This window comes from Aquimarina megaterium XH134, from assembly GCF_000520975.1.
Lineage (GTDB): Bacteria > Bacteroidota > Bacteroidia > Flavobacteriales > Flavobacteriaceae > Aquimarina > Aquimarina megaterium.
The window spans coordinates 33,830-55,236 of the sequence record NZ_JACB01000062.1 but is presented as its reverse complement, the minus strand read 5'-3'; the positions used below and the strand labels follow the sequence as shown (position 1 = coordinate 55,236).

At 33.5% G+C, this 21,407-nt stretch carries 22 protein-coding genes; 4 read left to right on the top strand and 18 right to left on the bottom strand.

The genetic code is table 11. The features are described from left to right. Window positions 1-242: 242 nt before the first annotated feature. Together Z053_RS0125240 and Z053_RS0125235 are read right to left on the bottom strand one after the other, a co-directional pair. Window positions 243-638 carry a hypothetical protein gene (locus Z053_RS0125240; protein WP_025667744.1) on the bottom strand — a complete coding sequence of 132 codons (396 nt, stop codon included), beginning with the start codon at window positions 636-638 and terminating at the stop codon, window positions 243-245. Further along, complete coding sequence (locus tag Z053_RS0125235) at window positions 622-1,209, bottom strand: RNA polymerase sigma factor (RefSeq protein ID WP_025667743.1); 588 nt, start codon at window positions 1,207-1,209, stop codon at window positions 622-624. Before Z053_RS0125235 ends, Z053_RS0125240 begins: the two co-directional genes overlap by 17 nt. Before the next feature lie 151 nt (window positions 1,210-1,360). On the opposite strand from Z053_RS0125235, the gene Z053_RS0125230 reads away from it, so the two are divergent. Further along, a complete protein-coding gene (locus Z053_RS0125230; RefSeq protein ID WP_025667742.1) occupies window positions 1,361-1,708 on the top strand; it encodes a DUF6249 domain-containing protein in 348 nt (115 codons plus the stop codon). 303 nt (window positions 1,709-2,011) lie between these two features. Here the strand turns inward: Z053_RS0125230 and Z053_RS0125225 are convergent, their stop codons facing one another. From Z053_RS0125225 to Z053_RS0125210, 4 genes are all read right to left on the bottom strand, one after another. Next, window positions 2,012-2,653: a hypothetical protein gene (locus Z053_RS0125225; protein ID WP_035096823.1), complete on the bottom strand. Its 642-nt coding sequence runs from the start codon at window positions 2,651-2,653 to the stop codon at window positions 2,012-2,014. A 505-nt stretch (window positions 2,654-3,158) separates the two neighbouring features. Continuing rightward, a complete protein-coding gene (locus Z053_RS0125220; protein ID WP_025667740.1) occupies window positions 3,159-4,508 on the bottom strand; it encodes a hypothetical protein in 1,350 nt (449 codons plus the stop codon). After that, window positions 4,492-5,103, bottom strand: a complete 612-nt coding sequence (locus tag Z053_RS0125215; RefSeq protein WP_025667739.1) for a hypothetical protein — start codon at window positions 5,101-5,103, stop codon at window positions 4,492-4,494. The genes Z053_RS0125220 and Z053_RS0125215 overlap by 17 nt, the downstream gene beginning before the upstream one ends. Then, window positions 5,087-5,632 (bottom strand): RNA polymerase sigma factor, encoded by a 546-nt coding sequence (locus Z053_RS0125210; RefSeq protein WP_025667738.1) that lies wholly within the window; start codon window positions 5,630-5,632, stop codon window positions 5,087-5,089. The genes Z053_RS0125215 and Z053_RS0125210 overlap by 17 nt, the downstream gene beginning before the upstream one ends. A gap of 318 nt (window positions 5,633-5,950) precedes the next feature. Here Z053_RS0125210 and Z053_RS0125205 point away from each other — a divergent pair, with 318 nt between their 5' ends. Together Z053_RS0125205 and meaB are read left to right on the top strand one after the other, a co-directional pair. Then, a complete protein-coding gene (locus Z053_RS0125205; protein WP_025667737.1) occupies window positions 5,951-6,505 on the top strand; it encodes a DUF2911 domain-containing protein in 555 nt (184 codons plus the stop codon). Window positions 6,506-6,634: 129 nt separating this feature from the next. Beyond that, the gene (gene meaB / locus Z053_RS0125200; protein ID WP_025667736.1) at window positions 6,635-7,705 is read left to right on the top strand and encodes a methylmalonyl Co-A mutase-associated GTPase MeaB; all 1,071 of its coding nucleotides are present in this window, start codon (window positions 6,635-6,637) and stop codon (window positions 7,703-7,705) included. Between the two features lie 14 nt (window positions 7,706-7,719). On the opposite strand, the gene Z053_RS0125195 is transcribed toward meaB, so the two are convergent. From Z053_RS0125195 to hpaH, 12 genes are all read right to left on the bottom strand, one after another. Further along, the gene (locus Z053_RS0125195; protein WP_035096821.1) at window positions 7,720-8,988 is read right to left on the bottom strand and encodes an acyloxyacyl hydrolase; all 1,269 of its coding nucleotides are present in this window, start codon (window positions 8,986-8,988) and stop codon (window positions 7,720-7,722) included. 243 nt (window positions 8,989-9,231) lie between these two features. Next, window positions 9,232-10,101: a type 1 periplasmic-binding domain-containing protein gene (locus Z053_RS0125185; protein ID WP_025667734.1), complete on the bottom strand. Its 870-nt coding sequence runs from the start codon at window positions 10,099-10,101 to the stop codon at window positions 9,232-9,234. 12 nt (window positions 10,102-10,113) lie between these two features. Then, the gene (gene hisC / locus Z053_RS0125180; RefSeq protein WP_081748337.1) at window positions 10,114-11,211 is read right to left on the bottom strand and encodes a histidinol-phosphate transaminase; all 1,098 of its coding nucleotides are present in this window, start codon (window positions 11,209-11,211) and stop codon (window positions 10,114-10,116) included. A gap of 94 nt (window positions 11,212-11,305) precedes the next feature. Beyond that, window positions 11,306-11,899, bottom strand: coding sequence for a metallophosphoesterase (locus tag Z053_RS0125175; RefSeq protein ID WP_025667732.1), 594 nt, complete (start codon window positions 11,897-11,899; stop codon window positions 11,306-11,308). 19 nt (window positions 11,900-11,918) lie between these two features. Further along, window positions 11,919-13,553 (bottom strand): thiamine pyrophosphate-dependent enzyme, encoded by a 1,635-nt coding sequence (locus Z053_RS0125170; RefSeq protein WP_025667731.1) that lies wholly within the window; start codon window positions 13,551-13,553, stop codon window positions 11,919-11,921. A 3-nt stretch (window positions 13,554-13,556) separates the two neighbouring features. Beyond that, window positions 13,557-15,062 carry an aldehyde dehydrogenase family protein gene (locus tag Z053_RS0125165; protein WP_025667730.1) on the bottom strand — a complete coding sequence of 502 codons (1,506 nt, stop codon included), beginning with the start codon at window positions 15,060-15,062 and terminating at the stop codon, window positions 13,557-13,559. Next, window positions 15,063-15,425, bottom strand: a complete 363-nt coding sequence (locus Z053_RS29325) for a 5-carboxymethyl-2-hydroxymuconate Delta-isomerase (protein ID WP_025667729.1) — start codon at window positions 15,423-15,425, stop codon at window positions 15,063-15,065. Window position 15,426: 1 nt separating this feature from the next. Next, on the bottom strand, window positions 15,427-16,407 hold the full coding sequence (hpaD, locus tag Z053_RS0125155) for a 3,4-dihydroxyphenylacetate 2,3-dioxygenase (RefSeq protein ID WP_025667728.1): 981 nt from the start codon (window positions 16,405-16,407) through the stop codon (window positions 15,427-15,429). 22 nt (window positions 16,408-16,429) lie between these two features. Continuing rightward, window positions 16,430-17,944, bottom strand: coding sequence for a 5-carboxymethyl-2-hydroxymuconate semialdehyde dehydrogenase (gene hpaE, locus Z053_RS0125150; RefSeq protein ID WP_025667727.1), 1,515 nt, complete (start codon window positions 17,942-17,944; stop codon window positions 16,430-16,432). Further along, complete coding sequence (locus Z053_RS0125145) at window positions 17,944-18,687, bottom strand: fumarylacetoacetate hydrolase family protein (RefSeq protein WP_025667726.1); 744 nt, start codon at window positions 18,685-18,687, stop codon at window positions 17,944-17,946. Before Z053_RS0125145 ends, hpaE begins: the two co-directional genes overlap by 1 nt. A gap of 69 nt (window positions 18,688-18,756) precedes the next feature. Then, window positions 18,757-19,557: an aldolase/citrate lyase family protein gene (locus Z053_RS0125140; RefSeq protein WP_025667725.1), complete on the bottom strand. Its 801-nt coding sequence runs from the start codon at window positions 19,555-19,557 to the stop codon at window positions 18,757-18,759. Between the two features lie 4 nt (window positions 19,558-19,561). After that, on the bottom strand, window positions 19,562-20,365 hold the full coding sequence (hpaH, locus tag Z053_RS0125135) for a 2-oxo-hept-4-ene-1,7-dioate hydratase (protein WP_025667724.1): 804 nt from the start codon (window positions 20,363-20,365) through the stop codon (window positions 19,562-19,564). A 125-nt stretch (window positions 20,366-20,490) separates the two neighbouring features. Between hpaH and Z053_RS0125130 the strand changes: the two genes are divergently transcribed. Beyond that, complete coding sequence (locus tag Z053_RS0125130; protein WP_025667723.1) at window positions 20,491-21,402, top strand: AraC family transcriptional regulator; 912 nt, start codon at window positions 20,491-20,493, stop codon at window positions 21,400-21,402. Window positions 21,403-21,407: the final 5 nt, after the last annotated feature.

The following is a 21,407-nucleotide window of genomic DNA, read 5'->3' as shown; positions in this document are numbered from 1 at the left end:
AAACCCTGGAGTACTTCCTTTCGGAAGAACAATAACCGAAAAAGGAAACTATTTCGTAAAAATAACATCCAAAGGAACTTCAGAAATACATACCATTGTAAAGAAATAACCTAATAAACCTGGTTATTTTATACCAACTACCTAAAAAATGTATTATAGAGCACGTCTTGCTTTAGTTCATTTTTTAGGTAGTTTTTTGTATTTAAAATTTTATTCTTCGAGAGTAAAATCTACTCAAACAATTATAGGGAGAATCGCCTATCGATCCTTCGTTTTAAAATAGTTATTTGTATAAGAAACAAAAGAGCAAGAAATAATATACCGTATATGGTAGTTTTATGAAATGTAAATTCAGAAAATGGATTTTTAAAACTTATTTTATTAAAAAAAGAAAAGTCAATAGTACTTAAAATCGATTCTTTACTCTCTGATAAAAAAGGTATGGTGCACAGCAACACAGCAACAGCAACTCCAACGACAAACCAAACTTTCTTAGAAATCAAAGGTTTGTATACCGGTGACACCTCAATAGCCGAAAGCTCTACCTGGTCCATAACATTCTTCAAAAAGTTTACTGAAGGAGTCTCTAATCCAGCTTCTTTGACTAAGCCCTTAATGTCTTTATATTGCTCTTCCATTTTTACTACTAATTTCTGGAGAAATGTGATACTTCAATATCGAGTATAGTTTTTTTCTACTGCGATATAACTTTATTTTCACATTATCTGCTGTTAAATTTACAATTTCTACAATTTCTTTTACACTTTTTTCCTCAAAATAGTATAGTGTAACAATCGCAGCTTCATCTTCAGGAAGCTTCATGATACTATCTGATATAATTTTTTTTCTTTCTTTTGTTTGCAAATAGTTTAATGCATCACCAACCAGTTCCATTTCTCCTTCACTTACCTCTTCTATAAGTTCAGAAGTAATCATTCTTTTACTTGCTTTAATTGCATCTAAGCTTTTTCGATAGGCAATAGTGTATAACCAAGTAGAAAACTTGGCATCACCTCTATAGTTACTTAAGGATTTATATGCCTTGATAAAAGAATCCTGAGCAACTTCTTCTGCCTGTTCTTTATTCTTAATCATACGATACACTACTGTGTATACTAAACCCTGGTAACGTTCTACCAGAACCGAAAAAGCATTCACCTGCCCTTCTAGCACTTGATTAATATAATATTGATCTGATTGATGGTTCATTTTCTCATATGACGACACTATATAATTATTGGTTACATAATTTCTATTAAAAAGTACAAAATATTTTTTTTATCTTTTTTGTAACCGCTTCGAGTTACTCTTCGTCTTAATTAGAAAACGAACAGTATTAATCTTTTAAACTAAAAACATGATGGGATCAGAAGTAATTATAATGCCCGCAATCTTAGGAGTATTTTTTGGAATTATTTATTTATTTATTTCAGCTAGAAATAAAGAGCGTATGGCGCTTATAGAAAAAGGAGCAGATGCTTCTATATTTTATAGTAGTAAAGAAAAAAGAGTGACTCCTATATGGAAAGTACTTATTCTAAATTTATCTTTATTATTAATGGGTATTGGAGTTGGAATTTTCATAGCTGGAATTCTACATTTATCTGTAGGTGTAGATGAAGATATTGCTTATCCTGGTACGATTTTCTTAATGGCAGGAATTGGTTTATTCACTGGCTTCACTATGACGAAGAACCTCGATAAATAAACAAGAATATTACTTAACAAAAAAATATCCTGATGTGATCATCAGGATATTTTTTTGTTTACGTCTTTGACTATCCTACTAAAGGATAGGGAACCTTATCCTGAATTTACAGAAGTATATAATCAAATTTAGGCATGGTATCCTATTAACATTAGGTCATATATGAGGTATTATATAAACAGATCTATAAAACGCTCTAAGAGTTTCTTAAATCCATCTCTAATTACCTTAAGGTTTTATATGGGTTAAATAAAAAAAGCCCTCCAAATTTGGAAGGCTCTTATATAGTATAAAAATTCTTTATTACATATCTGCTACAAGAACGTCGTTATCTACATATTTTTCAACAACAACAGATTCTCCTCTATTATTCTCCAAAACATAAACTCCAACCGGTAATTGACTAAGATCTACAAAGTTTGTTGTTTTTGATAAAATATGTACTGTGTTTTTTACTTCAAATAATTTGATTTTATCTCCTTCTTCAAAATTAACTACAGTAACAAAATTTCCTTCTCTAGTTATTTCTAAAAGGTTTGTTTCAGAATTTTCGTAATAATGTACAAACTCTTCTTCAACATTAACTTCTGAAGGCATGTCTACTCTTTCGCTATCATATTCTACTACAAAATTACTTTCTACATTTTCTATTGCACCTTCAATATTAATATCTTCCTCCATGCGAACAATAACAACAGACTCTCCTTGATTGTTTTCAAGTAAATAAGATCCCATTGGCAATTGACTCAAATCAATTTCTCCATGAGTTTTAGATAAAATATGATCTCCGCTTTCTACTTCGAATAATTTGATTTTATCTCCATCCTGAAAATCTACAACTACCACAACAAGACCTTCCTTCTCTACCTGCAAGGTTTGGTCTAAGTCATTTGCATAACTAGTCAAGAATAAAAATAAGCTAAAAAAACACGCTATTGATTTCATCTTTATAAACTTTATAGTGGGGGTTGTTATTATTTTATTACGGTTTTACCATACAATGATATTACTTAATTATAGTTAAACAAATTAAAAACCAGACTTTTAGATCAAATGTTTTCGATATTCGACAAATGACACAAAAAATGTTAAATTAAGCTTTATTTAATGTTAACATACTGATAGTCAAGTCTTTATTTTTTAAACATTGTTAAAAAATCAGATTAAAAGCAAAAATTAACAGATTAAAAGACTTATTCTGTAATATACTTACGTTTTTCCCCTTTATCTAATAGAAAAAAATATGGTATGTTAAGCTAAGGTTGATCTAAGGTGAATTTAAAAATCTAATCAATTAGTAAGTGCTATTCTCTTAAAAACTCTTCTTTCTTTTAGGGTAAAGAATTGAATGTATTTAAATTAGGTATAGGATTGTACTACTAAAAAAGCCCTACCAGTCTAAACCGATAGAGCTTTTCTATAATTAACACTACATTACTATGAAAAAACTTTATTTATTATTTAATACAACTTCGCTATATTTAGCATTAATTGTAATTATTTTATCTGTACTACGCGTATTCTGAAACCCATTAACAAACACATTACCAAAATTCTTTCTTGTATTTATTTCTAAAGTCTTAGGTAAAGAAATTATACTTTGCGCCCCGCTATATGACAGATTAAATGCTGTTTTGGGTAAATTTAATTTAAAATCACTGTTTTGAACTGCCAGATCTAAGGTAGAAAAAGATTCTCCAAGATTGGCAATGGTAATTACACCAAAACTTCCCGAGATCGCTCCATTTTCATCAAGCTGTTGGATAAAAACATTACTAGAATCTGCATTAACAAGAAGGTTTTTAGCATTTTGTATTCTACAATTCTTTACATAATTGATCACCAATCTACCATTGTTCCATTGTCGAACAAAAACGGGTGAATAAGAAGCTTTAATAAATGTTTGTTTACCATCTATAACATTAGCAGATAATTTAGTATGAGATAGAGAAGCTTTAATATTATTAGATTTTTCTGCTAATTGCACATCTCCATGGCGAATATTAAGTCTTAGTTTAGCCTCTTTAGGGATACGTACCTTAATGATTTTACTTGTACTATTAGTATTAACTCTACTTGTACTATATCTATAGACTGTAACATTAGCTGTCCCGTTCTGCTGATTACCAATATCTTGTATTAATTGAGATGCCCATGCATCCATTTTTCTTCCATATTGCTCATCCCAGGTTTCTAATTTTATCTTGCTTTTAGGGTCAGCTTCAAATTGTTTAGCCCATTTTTGCTTTTGTTCATCAATAAACTTTTCGCGTATCTGGCTCTCCCACTGCTTAATATATTTTTCATCATTTTCTTTAAAGGTTCCGTTATTATAATTAACGTTAGCTTGATTTTGAGAAAGCGTACTCGGCATAGGGTTTTTAGCTATGTTTTCCATAAGAGGTCCTAACATATCAGTAATCATAGGACTTAACATCCTTAATTCCTGTAAGCTTTTTCTATCCATTGTGATACTAGAAGCAGTGACATTTCTACTCCATAAATTTCCTGCCGTAGAATTAATAGTTACTTTCTGGCTATCTCCTAATACATCTACTTGCCAACTATCAAGAATATGTTTGCTGTTTTCATCAGAAAGATTACCTTCTAAGTAAGCTTCTACCTCGATTGTATTTTTATTCCAGGTTTCAAAAACAATATTAGTATGACTCGTATTAAGAACAACAGTAACATCCTCATTTACTGATAGCTTTTCATTTAATTTGTCTTGTCTGTCTTGTGCAAATAAGCCTGCACAACACAATAAGCCAAGAGTCGCTACATTAAGCCTGTACTTCATTGTAATTTTCGTTTTCAATTCTCTCTAATTCTTTTAGTTTATCTTTTAGTCTATTTAAAAGTGATAACCGTATCGTTAAATTCTCCATCATAGCCTCTACACTTTGAACATTGGGTCCAACTTCTATCAATTCTTTATTAAGTTTCTGATATTCTTTATCAAGATTATCTAATCTGGCCATAAAACTTTCTACCAACTCTCTATTTGTATCATCAATTGTAATCTGTGATAATTGAAATTTTATACTGGTAAGTATACTATTTTCGACTTCTTGATACTCAGGAGATATTTCTGCCAGAGGAGAAGATTGTTTTGCTAATATTACAGAGGAATTTTTTACAGGAGTAGTATTCATATCTACTATATCAGGTCCTTCGGCACTACTATTACCAAGTTGATTATATGTAAGTAAAGAAACTGAAAAGATAACAACAATACTAGCAGCAATATTAAGCCATTTATAGTCAAACCTTCTGGTTTCTTTAGGGAGCTCATTCTCTAACCTGGACATAAACCTTTGTTGGTGTCCTTTTCTTAATTGCTCGGCAGGAATCTGTTTATCCTGCTTTAAAAGTTCTCTAATATCCTGTGCCATGTCTCAAATGTTTTAATTCTTCCTGTAGCTGCTTTTTTCCTCTATGTACCAATGTTCTTGAAGAAACTGGTGTAATATCCAGTACCTCACTAATTTCATTATGATCATACCCTTCTATTAAAAATAGCATGACGGCATATTTATATTTTTCCGGTAATTTTTCAATTGCTTTTTTTACCTCATCTACAGTAACAGAATCAGACACCGACCAATCATTCTGCTCTTCTACGGTAGTCATAACCTGCTCATTAATCGCAACCATATTCATTTTCTTAGCTTTTAGCATATCTATGCTTTTATTTATAACAATTCGTTTAAGCCAAGCTCCAAAAGTGACATCTCCAGTAAATTGATGAAGTCGCGTAAAAGCCTTGATGAAAGATTCTTGCATAGCTTCTTCCGCCTCAAATGGATCTTTAAGGAAACGCAACGCTACATAATACATACCATCACAGTATTTATTATAGAGTTTCATTTGCGCTCTACGATCGTTATTCCTACATTGTTCTATTAGCTCGCTTTGTAACAAACTTTCTTAACTTTATGGTTAGTGATTATTCTTTAAAACTGTTTTAAATCGTACTCATCTATATAGACGAAAACATATATTCTATGTTGCAAAATTATGCATAAAAATCATAGTACACCAACAATATACTGTATATCAAATAATTAAAAAACACAATATATATTTATGATCTCTGTACCTGTTATGACATTTGTAGTATAAATGATGTAAATATTACCCTTTTATTTAGTTACTTACTAAAGCTTTCTTACTTTTATGAATATTTAAACACAGACATAAGTTGTAAAAGAAGTATATTTAGGATTAAAAAAAATTGTTATGCCAAAACTTTTAAAACGAGCAATACTTATTTTATTAGGATTAGTATTGATTGGATTTGTAGGAATGTACTTCATGAAACAAAGTACCAAAAAACATAGTCCTGAAGAAATCGTTACTCACACAGCAAAAGATGCTACTTTCACTGTTTTTTATAACAGACCATACAAAAAGGGTAGAGAAATTTTTGGTAATCTGGTTCCGTTTAATGAAGTATGGAGAACTGGTGCCAATGAAGCCACTACATTTACAACAGACAAAGATCTTCTCGTTGATGGTACCGTACTTAAGGCAGGGACCTATACCCTATGGACTATCCCAAATCCAAAATCCTGGAAAGTAATTTTTAATAGTAAAGAATATGATTGGGGAGTAGGCATGGATGGTACTGCCAAACGAGATGCCTCGTACGATGTGCTCACTGTAGAAGTCCCCGTACAACCTCTATTAAATATAGTAGAACAATTTTCTATTTATTTTGAAAATGCAAATGATTTTACCATACTATATCTTGCGTGGGATAGAACTGCAATTGCAGTCCCTATAAAAGTATAAATACGTTCTCTTTGATAAACTTGTATCATTTTAAGTATATAGTGCTGCAAATACTTAAAATATCAGAAGGTCTATGCATTAATTACAAGTTTCTAAAAGGAATTTATAACTTTGCCATAAAGTCATTCTGTGTCCAAAGATTCTACCAAACATACTAGTCCTCTCTCTAAAACACCTTCTAGCACTAGTAGTCAAGCAATTGATCGATTTAAAAAGTTACAGCAAAAGGAAGTTGTAATTGACCCTATTTTTAAAGCAATCATTGCCCAGGATACTGCTGCTTTAAGTAAAGGAATTACATTAATCGAGAGTACCCAACAAAACCATATTGAAAAAGCACAGCAACTTATCGAGATGTGCCTTCCTTATGCCAATAACTCTATAAGAATAGGTATAACAGGAGTTCCCGGAGTAGGCAAAAGTACCTTTATAGAAGCTTTAGGTAATTTGTTATTACAAAAAGGGAAAAAAGTTGCGGTTTTGGCAGTAGATCCTAGTAGCACAATTTCGCATGGCAGTATTCTGGGAGATAAAACCCGAATGGAGTCATTGGTAAGATCCTCTAAAGCTTTTATACGCCCTTCTCCATCAGGAAACTCATTAGGCGGAGTAGCACAAAAAACACGAGAGTCTATTATCCTATGTGAAGCTGCAGGATATGATGTTATTATTATTGAAACTGTAGGTGTAGGACAAAGTGAAACTGCTGTGCATAGTATGGTAGATTTCTTTTTATTATTAAAATTGGCAGGTGCAGGAGACGAATTACAAGGCATCAAACGAGGGATTATAGAAATGGCAGATGCTCTTGTAATTAATAAGGCAGATGGTGATAACCTAACACGTGCCCGTAAAGCCAAAAATCAATTTAGAAAAGCACTGCACTTATATCCTCTTACCCAAAACAGTTGGTCACCAGAAGTATTAACGTGTAGTGCTATAGAAGGTACTGGTATCGATGATATTTGGAAAATGATCTTAAAATATCTTAAAATCACTTCTGAAAATGGATTTTTTGAGAAAAACCGAATCCAACAAAATAAATTCTGGCTATTACAAACTATTGAAGAACAATTAAAGAACTCTTTTTATAACAACCCTAAAGTTAAAGCTGCTCTAGATTCAAAAATTGAAGCCGTGCAACAACACAAAATTACTCCCTTTGCTGCTGCTAGGTATTTGTTAGGATTAAATAAATAGCACAAAAAAATGTATTAGTTTGAATATGCTTTTTTTCTTTCTTTAAAATTAAAACGATACACATACCCTAAACTAAGTTCAGAAAAGTCAGCCTGTCCTAAATTTGCATTAATATTTGCTCCAAAAAAAATATTATTTTTGGGTGAGTCATGTGTATTAAACAAATAGCATTTCACTCCTAACCTACTAGAAATTGTTCGCTTTATTTCATAATACCAATCCAACTCTCCCAGAGTATATTGATCTCCTCGTGTTTCTCCTTGACTAAGCTGCCATTCAATTTTATAAAATGGCTTATATATATTAAGTCCAAGTTCAAATTCTACACCAATATGTCCTATAAAAACTTCTGTACTAGAAAAAAAACCATAATTGCTTGCATATGCAACAGGTTTTTCTTTAAAAAAAGGAACTTGTTCCTGTATTAGCATTTCATCATTTTTGATATAATCATAATAGTGCTCATAGAATCTACCATAAAAACCGATTCCAATCTTAAAAATCTTGTTAACAACTTTACCCATAGATAATGCAACAGAATACACTTCTTTTTTATCATTAAATTCTTCAGAGAGTACATTTTGACCTATACCACTGCGAAATGAAAAATAGTTCTGTGAGGATTTGACTCGTTCTTTTCTCAACACTGTAACATCTTCCTCAAGAATAGTTTGAGGTTCTCCAAAAGATGAAGAAGCACTTACCAAAAAAGAGTTAAGCCCTTGATTGGGTAATCTCGTGTGTCCATTAGAATAATGACCATATCCAAGTCCTAAACGCCATTGTGTTGATTTACCAACTAAAACATCATAATACAAAAAAGTTTTGTACGACCAATTAAGACTTGTTGTTACCGCCTTATTAAAAGGGTTTATTTCTGGGTCATACTTTGTATCAATATAGGATGCACCAAACCCCATATTAAGATGCCATCTATTTGTTTTTTTTTGAAATAATCCAATTTCGACAAAAGGCATTACGATATAGGCTTTACCTACTTTTTCAATATTTCCGAAATCGGTAATTCCTAATGCTAGCCCGGTTTTTGGATACCCCAGTCTAGAGCTCCATTGTGCATCTACCTTTTTGTTGTAACTTCCTACACTAACAAAAATAGATTTAAGGATTTTAGTCTTAGGAAAACCAGTATTAGGTTCTGTCGTTTTTCCTAGTATTACTTCTGGCGAAATAAAAAATGAATTTTTGTTTTCGTTATTCAATGTTTGCCCCCTTAATTGTGTTCCAATAAGAAATAGAAGCAGATAATATTCTGTTTTCCTCATTTACATCTTTTTTCAAGTATTTGGATGATTTTCCCATTCATCCACATGATGCAAAATAGGGTTTTTAAAATAAAAAAACATAATCTATATACTTTTGTAGTTGTTGAAAACAACCATATACCTAACTATATTTAATGCTGAACAGAACTTTAATATCGGTTTTTTCTTTTACTAAACTCCATATAAGAATCCAAACAAATCTCCATGGTTACTTAAAGAAGATAAGAATTTCTGTACTTAAGTCTATTTCAATACATACCAATTATTTACTGCTATTTCTAATTGTTCATCTGTTGGATACTTTTCCTGTACCAGTGATATAAAATAAGAGACTTCTTCTGTTGAGGGTGCCATTTTAGAGAATTTTTGTCGAATATCATATGCCGAATTCACCTCAAAAACTTCATTTACAAATAGTGTTTTTACGTGCCTTGCTCGAAGTACTTTTCTATAAAGTGATTCATAAAAAGATGCATCATATTCATTGTTTTCATTTAATTGCTCTTTCATCCCCAACTCTTTACCTACTTCGCATATTTCGCGATATAATGCCATAAGGACATGTGGTTGCGCATCTGCTTTCTCCATTTCATGATTAGGGTTCTTTGCAGTTTTTACTCGTTTACTTATTATTAATTTTCTAAGTTCATCTGAAGGCACAGGTAGTATAAATTGAGTACTATTACTTGATAATATAGGTTCTAATTCATCTTTTGTTTTTTTTCCTAATTCTATTAATCTGTTTCCTACCAAAGGAGCTTCAAGGATTAACACTTCATTATCGTTTTTGTGTAATTGATACCAGTTATAAACCGCTTTTCTAGACCATAGTCCGCAAGATTTTCTGATACCTGCATGAGTAACTCCATCGATTTCAGGATAAATCTTCAACACCTGTTCGGTTTCAAAACCCTGGCGTGCACCATCCCATTGTAATATAGAGATCTTTCTATTCTTTTCTAATGCCATATAGGCAAATTGCTGTACATATAGACTTTTTCCTACTCCGGGTAACCCTGTAAAACATACAATTTTAGCCTCTGAAGCGACTGTATCCAGTATAGAATATATTTTTCCTTCTTTGGGTAAAACAATATATGATGAATAATCCATATTACAATTCGTTTAAATTGATAGTAATGTCTTTAACACTTCAAAAAACATGGTATTTACAGCGGGGGTTGCTACTGTTACTCTAATATGGTCTTTCACTCCAAATTTACTACATGGTCTTACCATAATACCAGCTTTCAGAAATGAGCTTGTTATTTTTTCTTCAGCAATTGGGGATTTAAACAAAATAAAATTAGCTTCGCTTTTCCAATATGTAATACCCAGCTCCTCAAATTGTGTGTACATCCACTTTTTTTGTTCGCTAATTAATTTTTGAGTGTTTTCTATATGCTCATCATCTGTTAAGGCTCCAACCGCAGCTGCAGTACTTAACACATTAATCATAAAAGGTCTACCAATTTTTTGCAGATACGAAGCAATTTTAGGGGTCGAAAATGCATAACCAATACGCATACCAGCTAATCCATATGCTTTTGAAAAACTATGAATAGCAATTACATTTTCATTTTTCTTAATGTAATATGCAGCATTACAAAAATCTGGATCTTCAACAAAATGGAAATATACTTCATCATAAACTACAATAACGGTATCTGGGATATTATCTAATAAATAATCAACATCTTTTTTAGAAACTATAGTTCCCGTGGGATTATTTGGTGTAGTTAAAAATATCAATCGTGTATTTTCATTAATCGCATCAATAATCCCCTCTACATTTAAACTAAAATCAGGTGTTTTTAAAGGGACATCGATAACTGTAGCATTTTCTATAGCCGCAAAATTGCCATAAGCTTTAAATGTTGGAGACGAAACGATTACTTCACTATCAGCATCTAAAAACCCTCTACAAATAATATCAATAATCTCTACACCACTATTAGCTGTTATGTACTGATCTGCTTCAATACCATTATCATAGTGATCAACTAAGGCTTTTTTCAACACAGAATCATCCCTATGGTGATATTCAGACAATTCATTTAATGATTCTTGTATTGCTTCTAACGCTTTTGGCGAAGGCCCCAAAAAATTCTCATTAGAAGAAAGCTTATATATTTTTTGGTTTTCATTTTTGTTTTTACTTTCAGCTTTTGTCGCGCCTACTTTATAAGGTATAGTGTCTAATATATGCTTTTTATACATCATTTGATTATTTTGGTAAAGGCTCTAGAAAAGTAAAAATTTGTTTTTGAAACATAATACATTAAAGTGCTACTATTACAGCACTTTTTGTTGTCTCTCACACATTAAAAGCTTTTTCAGAGCGAAGCTTCAATACTTCTTTATTTTTCTTAAAAAAATCGGTTACTAATTCTGTTTTTAATGTTTTGCTATTCTCAAGCTCTAAGATGTATACATCATTAGCGTCTGTATCATAAATGGCTAAAGAGGCTATTCCTGTTTTGTGAGCAGAAATCTCTCCGGGATTTACAACCCATGTCTTATTTTCTTTTTGAAGTGAAGATATATGAGTATGCCCAAAAAACACAGCGTCATACAATCCCGAGTTCGCCATAGGAATAGCAAGGTCGTCGTAATGAGAAATAAAAATTTTGCGATTATCTATTTCTAAAAAATCATATGTATTTAGGCTCACACTAAGATTACCTCCCTGATAATGTGCCACTTTAGTAATCTCTACTTTTTCGCCATCATTATTTCCCCAAATCATAAATACAGGAATCGTAGAGCACGATAATACTTTTGCAATACCAGCATTCATTAAATCTCCTAAGCAAAGTATTTGTTTGCAATTCTGCCTTTCGATTTCCTCTAATGCAAGAATAAGATTATGGAAATTCTCATGAATATCTGATATAATAGCTATTTTCATCTGTATACATCTTTATAGATTATTTTACACCTCTCAGCTTTGGCATCGATTTAAATTGATCTGTAGAAGGCATATCAATACCTACTCCTATTTCTATTAGTGTTGGTAATTCTTGTTCTTTTGCTTTTTGTATTGCTCGTCTAAAACTATCAAAGTCTGATACTTTTTCTGCATGAGCACCGTATGATTTTGCCATTGTAATAAAGTCTGGGTTTGTTAAATCGCTAGCGATCACTTTATCTCCATAATTATTGATCTGCATATTCTGCACATTACCATAGGCATTATTATTAAACAGGCAAATAATTACACCTATCTTGTGTTGTACAGCTGTAGCTAACTCTTGTACAGCAAACATAAACCCTCCGTCGCCGCAAACTGTAACTACAGGCAATTCTGGTCTTGCCACTTTTGCTCCAAGTGCTGTAGGAAACCCCCATCCCAAAGTCCCCATATACCCAGTAGACAAATAGGTTCTGGGAGCATAAGCTTCCCATAACATTCTGCTGGCAAACCCAACCTGTGTTAACTCATCTACAAAAATCCCGTCGTCGGGTAATTCTTCTCTTATAATCCTTAAATACGTTGCCTGAGGCTCTAAATATGCTGTCTTTTCTTTCCAGCCAGCTTTTAATGCCAGCATTTCTTTTTCTCTACTCGCTCTTTGAGGAATCTTGTTTTTAAGTGTCTCTAAGATTGCTTTTGATGCTTGCACTGCATTAGCTGTTAATGCTATATCGGGTATTGTAATTTTATCATGATCATTAGGATCTATATTAACACTAATAAATGACATGTGTTCATCGATCCCCCATTTCAATATTGGCATACGCACATGACTTCCTATCCCTACAACTACATCTGCTTTTTTCCATAATTCATACGCAGCCGGAACAGGATGACTTAGGTAATTTCTAGAAGAGACAATACCTTTTCCGGTTCGATATGCAAATACCGGAATTTGCATATAATTGGCCAGTGCTGTTATTTCTTCACTAGCGTCCATAGCTCCACTTCCTACAAAAATTAATGGATTTTTTGCATGTATTAAAGCCTCTACTATCTTGTTAATTATAGATGTATCTATTTCGTTTTCTTGTTTTGCTTTCGCGAAAGCCGGAAACGCTATTTCATCAGAACTCATTAATAAATCCATAGAAATTTCTAGCCCCACAGGCTGTGGCCTTCCTGTTTCGATTTCCTGAAAGGATTTCTGTAGTTTATTTGGTATTTCTTTAATATCACTCACCTTATCCGAGTATTTGGTAAGGCGTTTCATTATCCCTAATTGATCGTTAGATTCATGCAATACTCCCCAGCCTTTTCCCTGAGTTTTTAAAGGAGTTTGACCAACTAATGCCAGTACCTTTGCATTCAATCCATAGGCTGTTAACAAAGCTGCCGAGCTATTAAGGAATCCTGGCCCAGGAACCACATTATAGACTGCTGTTTTACCAGATGCCAGGTGATATCCTAATGCCATATACCCGACTCCCTGCTCATGGCGTGTATGTATTACCTTTATTTCATCCTGATAGTCATAAAATGCATTGTACAACCAGTCGTTTTGCACTCCTGGCAAACCAAAAACAATTTTAATACCTTGTTTTATTAATGATCGCACTACGATCTGTCCCCCCGTTAATTTTGTCATAGTTTAGTATACTATATTTACTGCTTTTGTTTTTGTAAAAGCATATAACCCTTCTTTTCCCAATTCTTTTCCTATCCCCGATTGTTTAAATCCACCTAAAGGGAAATGAGGATCTGACCTAGCATTAGAATTTACCCATACCCAGCCGGCTTCCAGTTCATCTACCATTCTCATAGCCTTAGAAACATCTTTAGTAAAAACAGTAGAAGAGAGACCATAATTAGTCTGATTAGCCAATTGAATTGCTTCTTCAATAGTTTTAAAAGGTACACCAACCAATACAGGGCCAAAAATCTCTTCTTGTAATACTCTCAGGTTGTTATCTGTAGCAGAAAAAATAGCAGGCTCTAAAAAATATCCTTTATCTTTTATCTTTTTTCCACCAGAAATTAAAGTAGCTCCCTCTTCGTTACCTAATTTTATATAATTGGTAACAGTATCTAAATGTGATTTACACACCAAAGGCCCTAAAGCCACATTATCCTCAAATCCATGTCCAATTTTCATTTTTTGAGCGCTGTGCATAATATTAGTCATGACTTTATCATAAACTTTTTCCTGTATATATACTCTAGAACCCGAAACACAAATTTGTCCCATGTTTCTAAAAATACCTTGAGATACACATTGGGATGCCCAATCTAAATCTGCATCTTCAAAAACAACTGCAGGGGATTTCCCTCCCAGTTCTAATGATATTGCTGTAATAGAATCTATTGCAGCTTTTCCTATCGCTTTTCCAGTAGTAGTAGATCCTGTAAAAGTTACTTTATCGATATCAGGATGTGATACTAAAGCATTTCCTGTAGTTTTTCCATTACCCAATATAATATTGACTACACCTGCCGGAAAACCAGCTTCTGCAATAAGTTCTGCTAACACCAAGGCGTTTAGTGGTGTTTCTCCCGATGGTTTTAATACCACCGTGCAACCTGTTGCCAAGGCCGGTGCCAATTTCCAAGCTGCAATAGAGAATGGGGTATTCCAAGGGATAACTGCAGCTACTACTCCTATAGGCTCTCTACATGTAAAAGCAAAATTTTGTTTATTATGGGGTTGCGGAATAGAAATATTAAAGGTTTCTCCCTCGATTTTACTACACCATCCGGCATAGTATCGAAACGTTTTGGCCGCACCTAATACTTCAGATTTTCTGGCTTCTATAAAGGGTTTTCCATTTTCTAAAGTGATTACTTCGGCGATATGATCTGCATTTTCTTCAATTAAATCACTTAGTTTATAGAGTAACCGCTCTCGGTCTGCAGGAAGCATTTTTCGCCATTCATAAGCATACAAGGCTTTCTTAGCTGCCCCCACCGCTTTGTTTACATCTTCTCGTGAAGAAATAGGAATAGTAGCAATCACCTCTTCATTAGCAGGATTAATTACTTGGCTAACTTCATCGCAATCTGCTAAAACCCACTCATTATTTATAAAATTCTTCTTAGACAGGTCACTAAAAAAAGATGTAGTCTTTGGGTGTAACGAAAGTTCTTGTATTGATTTCATTTATCTTACAGCATTTTTGGTTAAGTCTAGTCCCATTATCAATTCTTTTATCTCTGTAGAAAGGATAATTTCTTTAGCATTAATCTCTTTTTGAAAATATTTCTGCAACACTTTCATTCCGATTTCTGATAATTCTTTTCGAACTTCGAGAGAACGACCTTCGCGTAAACGAATCAATAGATTTATCATTTTATAATCTGGATTACCATCAATAATAAAATGATCACTAGATTGTACAACTCTACACTTTACTCCTAATCGAGGAATATGTCCCGTGGCTACGAGTTCATCGGTTAAGGTTTGAAAAACAGTTCTAAAATCTGCTTCTATATTACCTGAGCATTCTAATGTTATATGTGGCATACTAATCTGCTATTATTGGACGTGCTTCCATGGTTGCTTTTTTTACTTTGGTATTTATAAATGTACTTCCGTTTTCAAACCAACTTCTTGGTGCCGGCGCTCCCCATAGTGTTTGCCTTTGTGGATCACTTAAATCCCAACCCAACGGTTCTAAATCGGGATCAACAGTTAAATAATCACAGGTATAAATTTCTATTCTATGACCATCTGGATCTAGAATATATAAGAAAAAAGCATTGGACACGCCATGCCTTCCTGGGCCTCGCTCGATATTATTCACATATCCGGTGGTAGACATCACATCTAGTAGATGAATAATATTAAGTGCGGTAGGTACCCAAATAGCCGAATGATGTAATCTAGGTCCATCACCATTGGTTAGTGCCATATCATGAACATTTCCTTTTCGATGCATCCAGGCAGCCCACATTTCTCCTTTTTCTGTAGTAGAATACTCGGTAAGTCTAAATCCTAGTTGACTTACAAAAAATTCATATGTTTCTTGCGCATTGGGTGTAAAAACATTAAAGTGGTCAAACCGCTGCGGATGCATTCCTCGATAAGCTTTATATTCTCTGAGCTTTTGAGGTACTTTTTTCATACGTGCATAAAACTCTAAAATAAAACCTTGTGGCGATACGACTCGTAGTGTTCGGTCCTCGGCATATTTTGAAACCCACTCAGTATCAACATCAATGTTGTCTAAATGTGTTTTTAACGCATCTAAATCTTTTTCAAAAGCTACTTTAAATCCAACTGCCAGTACAGAAGGGTCTTTTGCTTTTTTTAAAATATAAGAGTGGTGCTGTTGTTCTTCTAAACCACGCAGGTAAATGGTATCTTCAGTTCTTTCGGTCTCAATTAAACCTAATATATCCACATAAAATTTATGGGATTCTTCTAAATCGGTTACAGCATATTCTACATGGCTACAACGAATAATATTAAAAGGTAAATCGAAGTTATGAGGTACTAGTGCCATACTTATTTTTTTATCATTACTATTATTCAATCCCCAATTTTGGGATATCATGATCTCCTAGTGCTATAGAGATATTTTTGGTTTCCATATAAAAGTTAAAACTATACTCTCCGCCATCTCTTCCTATACCACTGTATTTAACACCACCAAAAGGTGTAGGCAGGTGTCTTACATTTTGAGAATTTATCCAAACCATTCCTGCTTCTACTTGGTGTGCTATTCGATGCGCACGGCTTACATCTTTTGTCCAGATATACGCTGTTAATCCATATTTTACAGCATTGGCTATTTTAATTGCCTCCTCTTCAGTTTCAAATGGAATTACAGTTAAGAATGGTCCAAAGACTTCTTCCTGGGCAATACGCATATCTTTTGATGCATCAATAAAAAGTGTTGGATTTACATAACATCCCTTTTCTAACCCATCTGGTTTACCACCACCTACTGCCAGAGTTGCGCCTTCATTTTTTCCTATTTCTCCATAATTCAATACTTTTTCCTGATGTGTAGGATGAATCATAGGACCAATTTCTGTTACTGGGTCTAATGGGTGCCCTACTTTTATAGCAGCGACTCTCTTTTTTAGTTTTTCAACGAAATCAGAATAGATATCTTTTTGTAATAGTAATCTACTACTTGATGTACATCGTTCTCCGTTAAGACTGTATTTCATAAAAATTGCAGCATCTAAAGCCCGCTCTACATCAGCATCATTAAAAACAATAATAGGATTTTGCCCTCCTAATTCTAAATGCACTCTTTTTAATGTTGGTGCTCCTTGTTTCATGATATGGCTACCGGTTGTAGTCTCCCCAATAAATGCTACTGCCTTTATGTATTCGTGTTCTGTTAATGATTTCCCTGCTTTTTCTCCAAAGCCGTGCACAACATTCCATACTCCTCTTGGCAATCCTGCCTCATGTGCTAATTCTGCAAGTCTGTTTGCTGTTACAGGGCTAAATTCTGCAGGTTTATGAACAACAGTACACCCTGCTGCCAGAGCTGGTGCTATTTTCCATGTACTTAGCATAAACGGAGTATTCCAGGGAGTAATGATCCCAACCGGGCCTATGGGTTGACGAATGGTATAATTTGCATGATGAGTATCTGGTGTAGATAACCCATTTTGTGCATCAATAACCTTATCAGCAAAATACTTAAAGTTTGCAGCACCTCTAATCGCTGCTTTTTTCATAAAGCGGATAGGTTGTCCTGTATCATAACTTTCTAACACTGCAATTTCGTCTGCATGTTCTTCTATTTTTTCTGCTATGGCATATAAAATATCTCGTCTGTTTTTATGAGACATCGCTTTCCATTCTGCAAAAGCATCCATTGCCGCCTGCGCTGCATTATCAATATCTTCTTTATCACTTTCGGCCACGTGGGTTATAAAGTTTCCATCTATAGGTGTCGTATTCTCAAATGTTTTTCCTGAAATTGCTTCAACAGTGTTTCCATTGATAAGGTTCTTGATACCTCTTTCTTTTAATTGAGGTAAAAACCGTTGTAATACTTCTAAATTCTTGTCTAACATTATTCTGCTATTAAGTAATTTTCTAATTTTCCGATACCTGCTACTTCACATACTACTGTATCTCCGGGATAAATATGTGATACTCCTTCTGGAGTTCCTGACCATATCATATCACCGGGATTAAGTGTCATAAAACCTGACATATATTCTATTAATTCTGCAATGCTATGTCTAATATTTTTGGTATTCCCTTCTTGCCTTAATTCTCCATTAACCCAGGTTTTAAGGGAAACATTATTAGGGTCTATATCTTTGGCATCGACCATCCAAGGGCCACAAGGCCCCCAGGTATCAAATCCTTTTGCTTTAAGTGGTGGTCTGTAATAATTAACCACAAAATCACGAACTGTGATTTCATTGCCCACCATATAATATCCAACATAATCTAATGCATCTGCAGCTTTAACTTTTCTGCAAGAACGACCAATTACTGCCACAAGTTCACATTCGTAATGCATATAATCTATCCCCGCCGGAACAATAATATTAGATGTATGCCCAATCATTGTGTGAGGCATTTTATGAAACAATATGGGATATTCTGGAATCTCTAATTTTAATTCCTTGGCATGATCTGCATAAGCTAAAGCCACACCTATCGCTTTACCAACTCCCTGTGGATCGACAGGTGGAAGAAACATAACATCATCAGGATTAAATTCTTGTGTACCTTTTAGTATTGTATTATTTTCATAAATTCCCTGATGGATTCCTCCATTATATGCAAATCTTACGTGTTTCATACCTATATATTTATTGTTTTTATCGCTGAATCAAATTCTCACTATCACAATCATTGTACTTTTTACAAATTAGTAGTGCGTATTTGACGTATTATTCTTTTGTTCTGGTTTATAATCTTCTGCTAATCCTTTTGCTGCTTTTGCTAATAAAAGAGTATCAATCCCAACTCCAATCATATTAGCACCATGCTCACTATAATAGTTAACAATTTCTTTTGAGACAGACAGGAAACCTGCTGTTTTTCCTTTAGTCTTAATACACTGAATAGCTTTTACTATTACCTCTTTTACTTTTGGGTGGTTGGGTTGTCCCAAATACCCCATAGATCCAGCTAAATCTGCTGGTCCAATAAATACTCCATCTACTCCATTTACTGCTAAGATTTCTTCCAAATTATTAATTCCTTGAACAGATTCTACCTGGCAGATCAAACACATTTCATTATTAGCATCTAGAAAGTAATCATTAGTTCTATTCCATTTTGATGCTCTTGCCAATGCTGTACCTATACCTCTACATCCTTCTGGGGGATAACGCATTGCCTTTACAAGTTCTTCTGCCCGAGATGCACTTTCTACCATAGGAATTAACAAACTTTGCACTCCCATATCCATAAGTTGTTTTATAAGTACCGAATCCCCAACAGGTGGACGAACAATAACCTGCACATCATATGCAGCCATTACCTGTAGTTGAGTCTGAATAGTTCGTAAATCAAATGGAGCATGCTCTCCATCAATTACAATCCAATCAAATCCAGAACCAGCCAAAATCTCTGCTGTAATGGTATCTACAATACCGTTCCATATACCATAAATGGTTTCACGATTGCATACTGCTTCTTTGAATGTGTTTTTAGAAATTTTCATGGTATTACATAAAATTACAAGTTATTTTTCCCAATGAATTATAATCAGCGGTAATAGTATCTCCGGCTTTTACAATAACTGGACGTGTAAAAGAGCCTGCCAAAATGATTTGCCCTGCATCTAATGTTATATTATGTTTTGCATATTTTTTTGCTAACCAAATGACCCCTTTGGCAGGATGATCGAGTACCGCTGCAGCAACACCAGACTCCTCTATAGTTCCATTTTTGTATAATAATGCGCCTACCCATCTTAGATCTATATCTCGAGGATTAATTCTGGTATTGCCCAAAATAATCCCTGCATTCGCTGCATTATCCGAAATCGTATCTTTAACAGTTCTAACGTAATTGGTCTTGGGGTCTACTCGATAAGTACGTGCTGCAATAAGTTCTAGTACAGGCACTACATAATCTGTTGCATCCAATACATCTTCTATTGTAAGAGTATCGCCAAAAAGTGGTTTTTTTAGCACAAAAGCTAGCTCTACTTCTATCCTAGGGTCTAAAAAATCAGAAGTCTTTATCTCACAACCATTTTCATAAACCATATCGTCTAGTAGTGTTCCATAGTCAGGTTCATTGATATTCATAGCGACTTGCATAACCTTTGAAGTAAGCCCAATTTTATACCCGACTACTTTTCTACCTTCTTTTTTTTTGATATTAACCCACTCTTCCTGAATTTGATAGGCATCATTGATATCCATCTCGGGAAAATAATTTGTTGTGGCTACTACCTGGTTTTTATTTTTTTCTGAATCATGTAACCGATTTGCTTCCTCTTTTATTTGTAATGAAGTTAACATAGTATAATTTATTAGTTGCAATCTCGTTTATTTAAAAACAAAGTAGATTCATAAAAGTGCTATAATTGTTGCACTTTTTGTTTTTTCATTATTATTAGTGTAGCATAATGAGTTATTTTTGATGTATGAAAGATAAAGATTTGATTCGATTAGATAAATTCTCGGATAAAAAAGATTTACCCTTTTTTATGCGTCCCTTACTTCATGAAAAAAACAGAAATAGAAAAGACAGAGATCCACATCGTCATACATATCATGAGATTATTTATTTTAAATCTGGTGAAGCACTTCAGAACATAGACGATGAGCTTGTGAATCTAAAAACTCCAAACACTTTTTATTTAATAGAGCGAGGGCAGGTACACGATTTTATTAAAGGAAAAAACATGCAAGGTTTTCTAATTCGTTTTGACAGTGAACTTATTCCTTTTCAAACAACAATCGATAACATCTCTTTTTTATCAATAATTCATAATATATCCAAGGTAAATACAATTGTTTTAGACAAAGATGATGTATCACATTTTGAAGCAATTTTGGATCAACTTCATTATGAGTACTTATCTCCATTATATTCTTATGGAAGAAGGAATACAATCGTTTTTTTATTACTTACTTTATTAGTAAAATTACAACGAAAATGCAATGAAATCAATAGCGGTAACCAAAATTTAAATCAATCTTATGAAAAAAAGATGTATTATAAATTTCTAGAATTATTAGAACTTAATTTCTCTAGTTATCACGAGTGTGATTTTTATGCTCAGGAGTTAGGTTTATCAAATAGAAAGCTAACCGAAATCACAATGCTTGTTAATGGGTCTTCGAGCAAGAAAATAATTATTGATCGCATAATTATTGAAGCAAAACGATTACTTCTTTATAGCCAAATCAGCTCGAAAGAAATCTCTTTTATACTAGGATTCGAAAGCCCTTCATATTTTAGTAGGCTTTTTAAAAATAAAACAGGAGAATCTCCTAATTCATATAAAAAAAACATCAAAAGTAAAGAGAATGTATACTTCGAAAAAAAATGATCTTT

Excerpts from the sequence above, each read along its gene's own strand:
- Z053_RS0125240 (WP_025667744.1), bottom strand. The coding sequence starts at position 638 with ATGGAAGAGCAATATAAAGACATTAAGGGCTTAGTCAAAGAAGCTGGA.
- Z053_RS0125235 (WP_025667743.1), bottom strand. The coding sequence starts at position 1,209 with ATGAACCATCAATCAGATCAATATTATATTAATCAAGTGCTAGAAGGG.
- Z053_RS0125230 (WP_025667742.1), top strand. The coding sequence starts at position 1,361 with ATGGGATCAGAAGTAATTATAATGCCCGCAATCTTAGGAGTATTTTTT.
- Z053_RS0125225 (WP_035096823.1), bottom strand. The coding sequence starts at position 2,653 with ATGAAATCAATAGCGTGTTTTTTTAGCTTATTTTTATTCTTGACTAGT.
- Z053_RS0125220 (WP_025667740.1), bottom strand. The coding sequence starts at position 4,508 with ATGAAGTACAGGCTTAATGTAGCGACTCTTGGCTTATTGTGTTGTGCA.
- Z053_RS0125215 (WP_025667739.1), bottom strand. The coding sequence starts at position 5,103 with ATGGCACAGGATATTAGAGAACTTTTAAAGCAGGATAAACAGATTCCT.
- Z053_RS0125205 (WP_025667737.1), top strand. The coding sequence starts at position 5,951 with ATGCCAAAACTTTTAAAACGAGCAATACTTATTTTATTAGGATTAGTA.
- Z053_RS0125195 (WP_035096821.1), bottom strand. The coding sequence starts at position 8,988 with ATGAGGAAAACAGAATATTATCTGCTTCTATTTCTTATTGGAACACAA.
- Z053_RS0125185 (WP_025667734.1), bottom strand. The coding sequence starts at position 10,101 with ATGGATTATTCATCATATATTGTTTTACCCAAAGAAGGAAAAATATAT.
- hisC (WP_081748337.1), bottom strand. The coding sequence starts at position 11,211 with ATGATGTATAAAAAGCATATATTAGACACTATACCTTATAAAGTAGGC.
- Z053_RS0125175 (WP_025667732.1), bottom strand. The coding sequence starts at position 11,899 with ATGAAAATAGCTATTATATCAGATATTCATGAGAATTTCCATAATCTT.
- Z053_RS0125170 (WP_025667731.1), bottom strand. The coding sequence starts at position 13,553 with ATGACAAAATTAACGGGGGGACAGATCGTAGTGCGATCATTAATAAAA.
- Z053_RS0125165 (WP_025667730.1), bottom strand. The coding sequence starts at position 15,062 with ATGAAATCAATACAAGAACTTTCGTTACACCCAAAGACTACATCTTTT.
- Z053_RS29325 (WP_025667729.1), bottom strand. The coding sequence starts at position 15,425 with ATGCCACATATAACATTAGAATGCTCAGGTAATATAGAAGCAGATTTT.
- hpaD (WP_025667728.1), bottom strand. The coding sequence starts at position 16,407 with ATGGCACTAGTACCTCATAACTTCGATTTACCTTTTAATATTATTCGT.
- hpaE (WP_025667727.1), bottom strand. The coding sequence starts at position 17,944 with ATGTTAGACAAGAATTTAGAAGTATTACAACGGTTTTTACCTCAATTA.
- Z053_RS0125145 (WP_025667726.1), bottom strand. The coding sequence starts at position 18,687 with ATGAAACACGTAAGATTTGCATATAATGGAGGAATCCATCAGGGAATT.
- Z053_RS0125140 (WP_025667725.1), bottom strand. The coding sequence starts at position 19,557 with ATGAAAATTTCTAAAAACACATTCAAAGAAGCAGTATGCAATCGTGAA.
- hpaH (WP_025667724.1), bottom strand. The coding sequence starts at position 20,365 with ATGTTAACTTCATTACAAATAAAAGAGGAAGCAAATCGGTTACATGAT.
- Z053_RS0125130 (WP_025667723.1), top strand. The coding sequence starts at position 20,491 with ATGAAAGATAAAGATTTGATTCGATTAGATAAATTCTCGGATAAAAAA.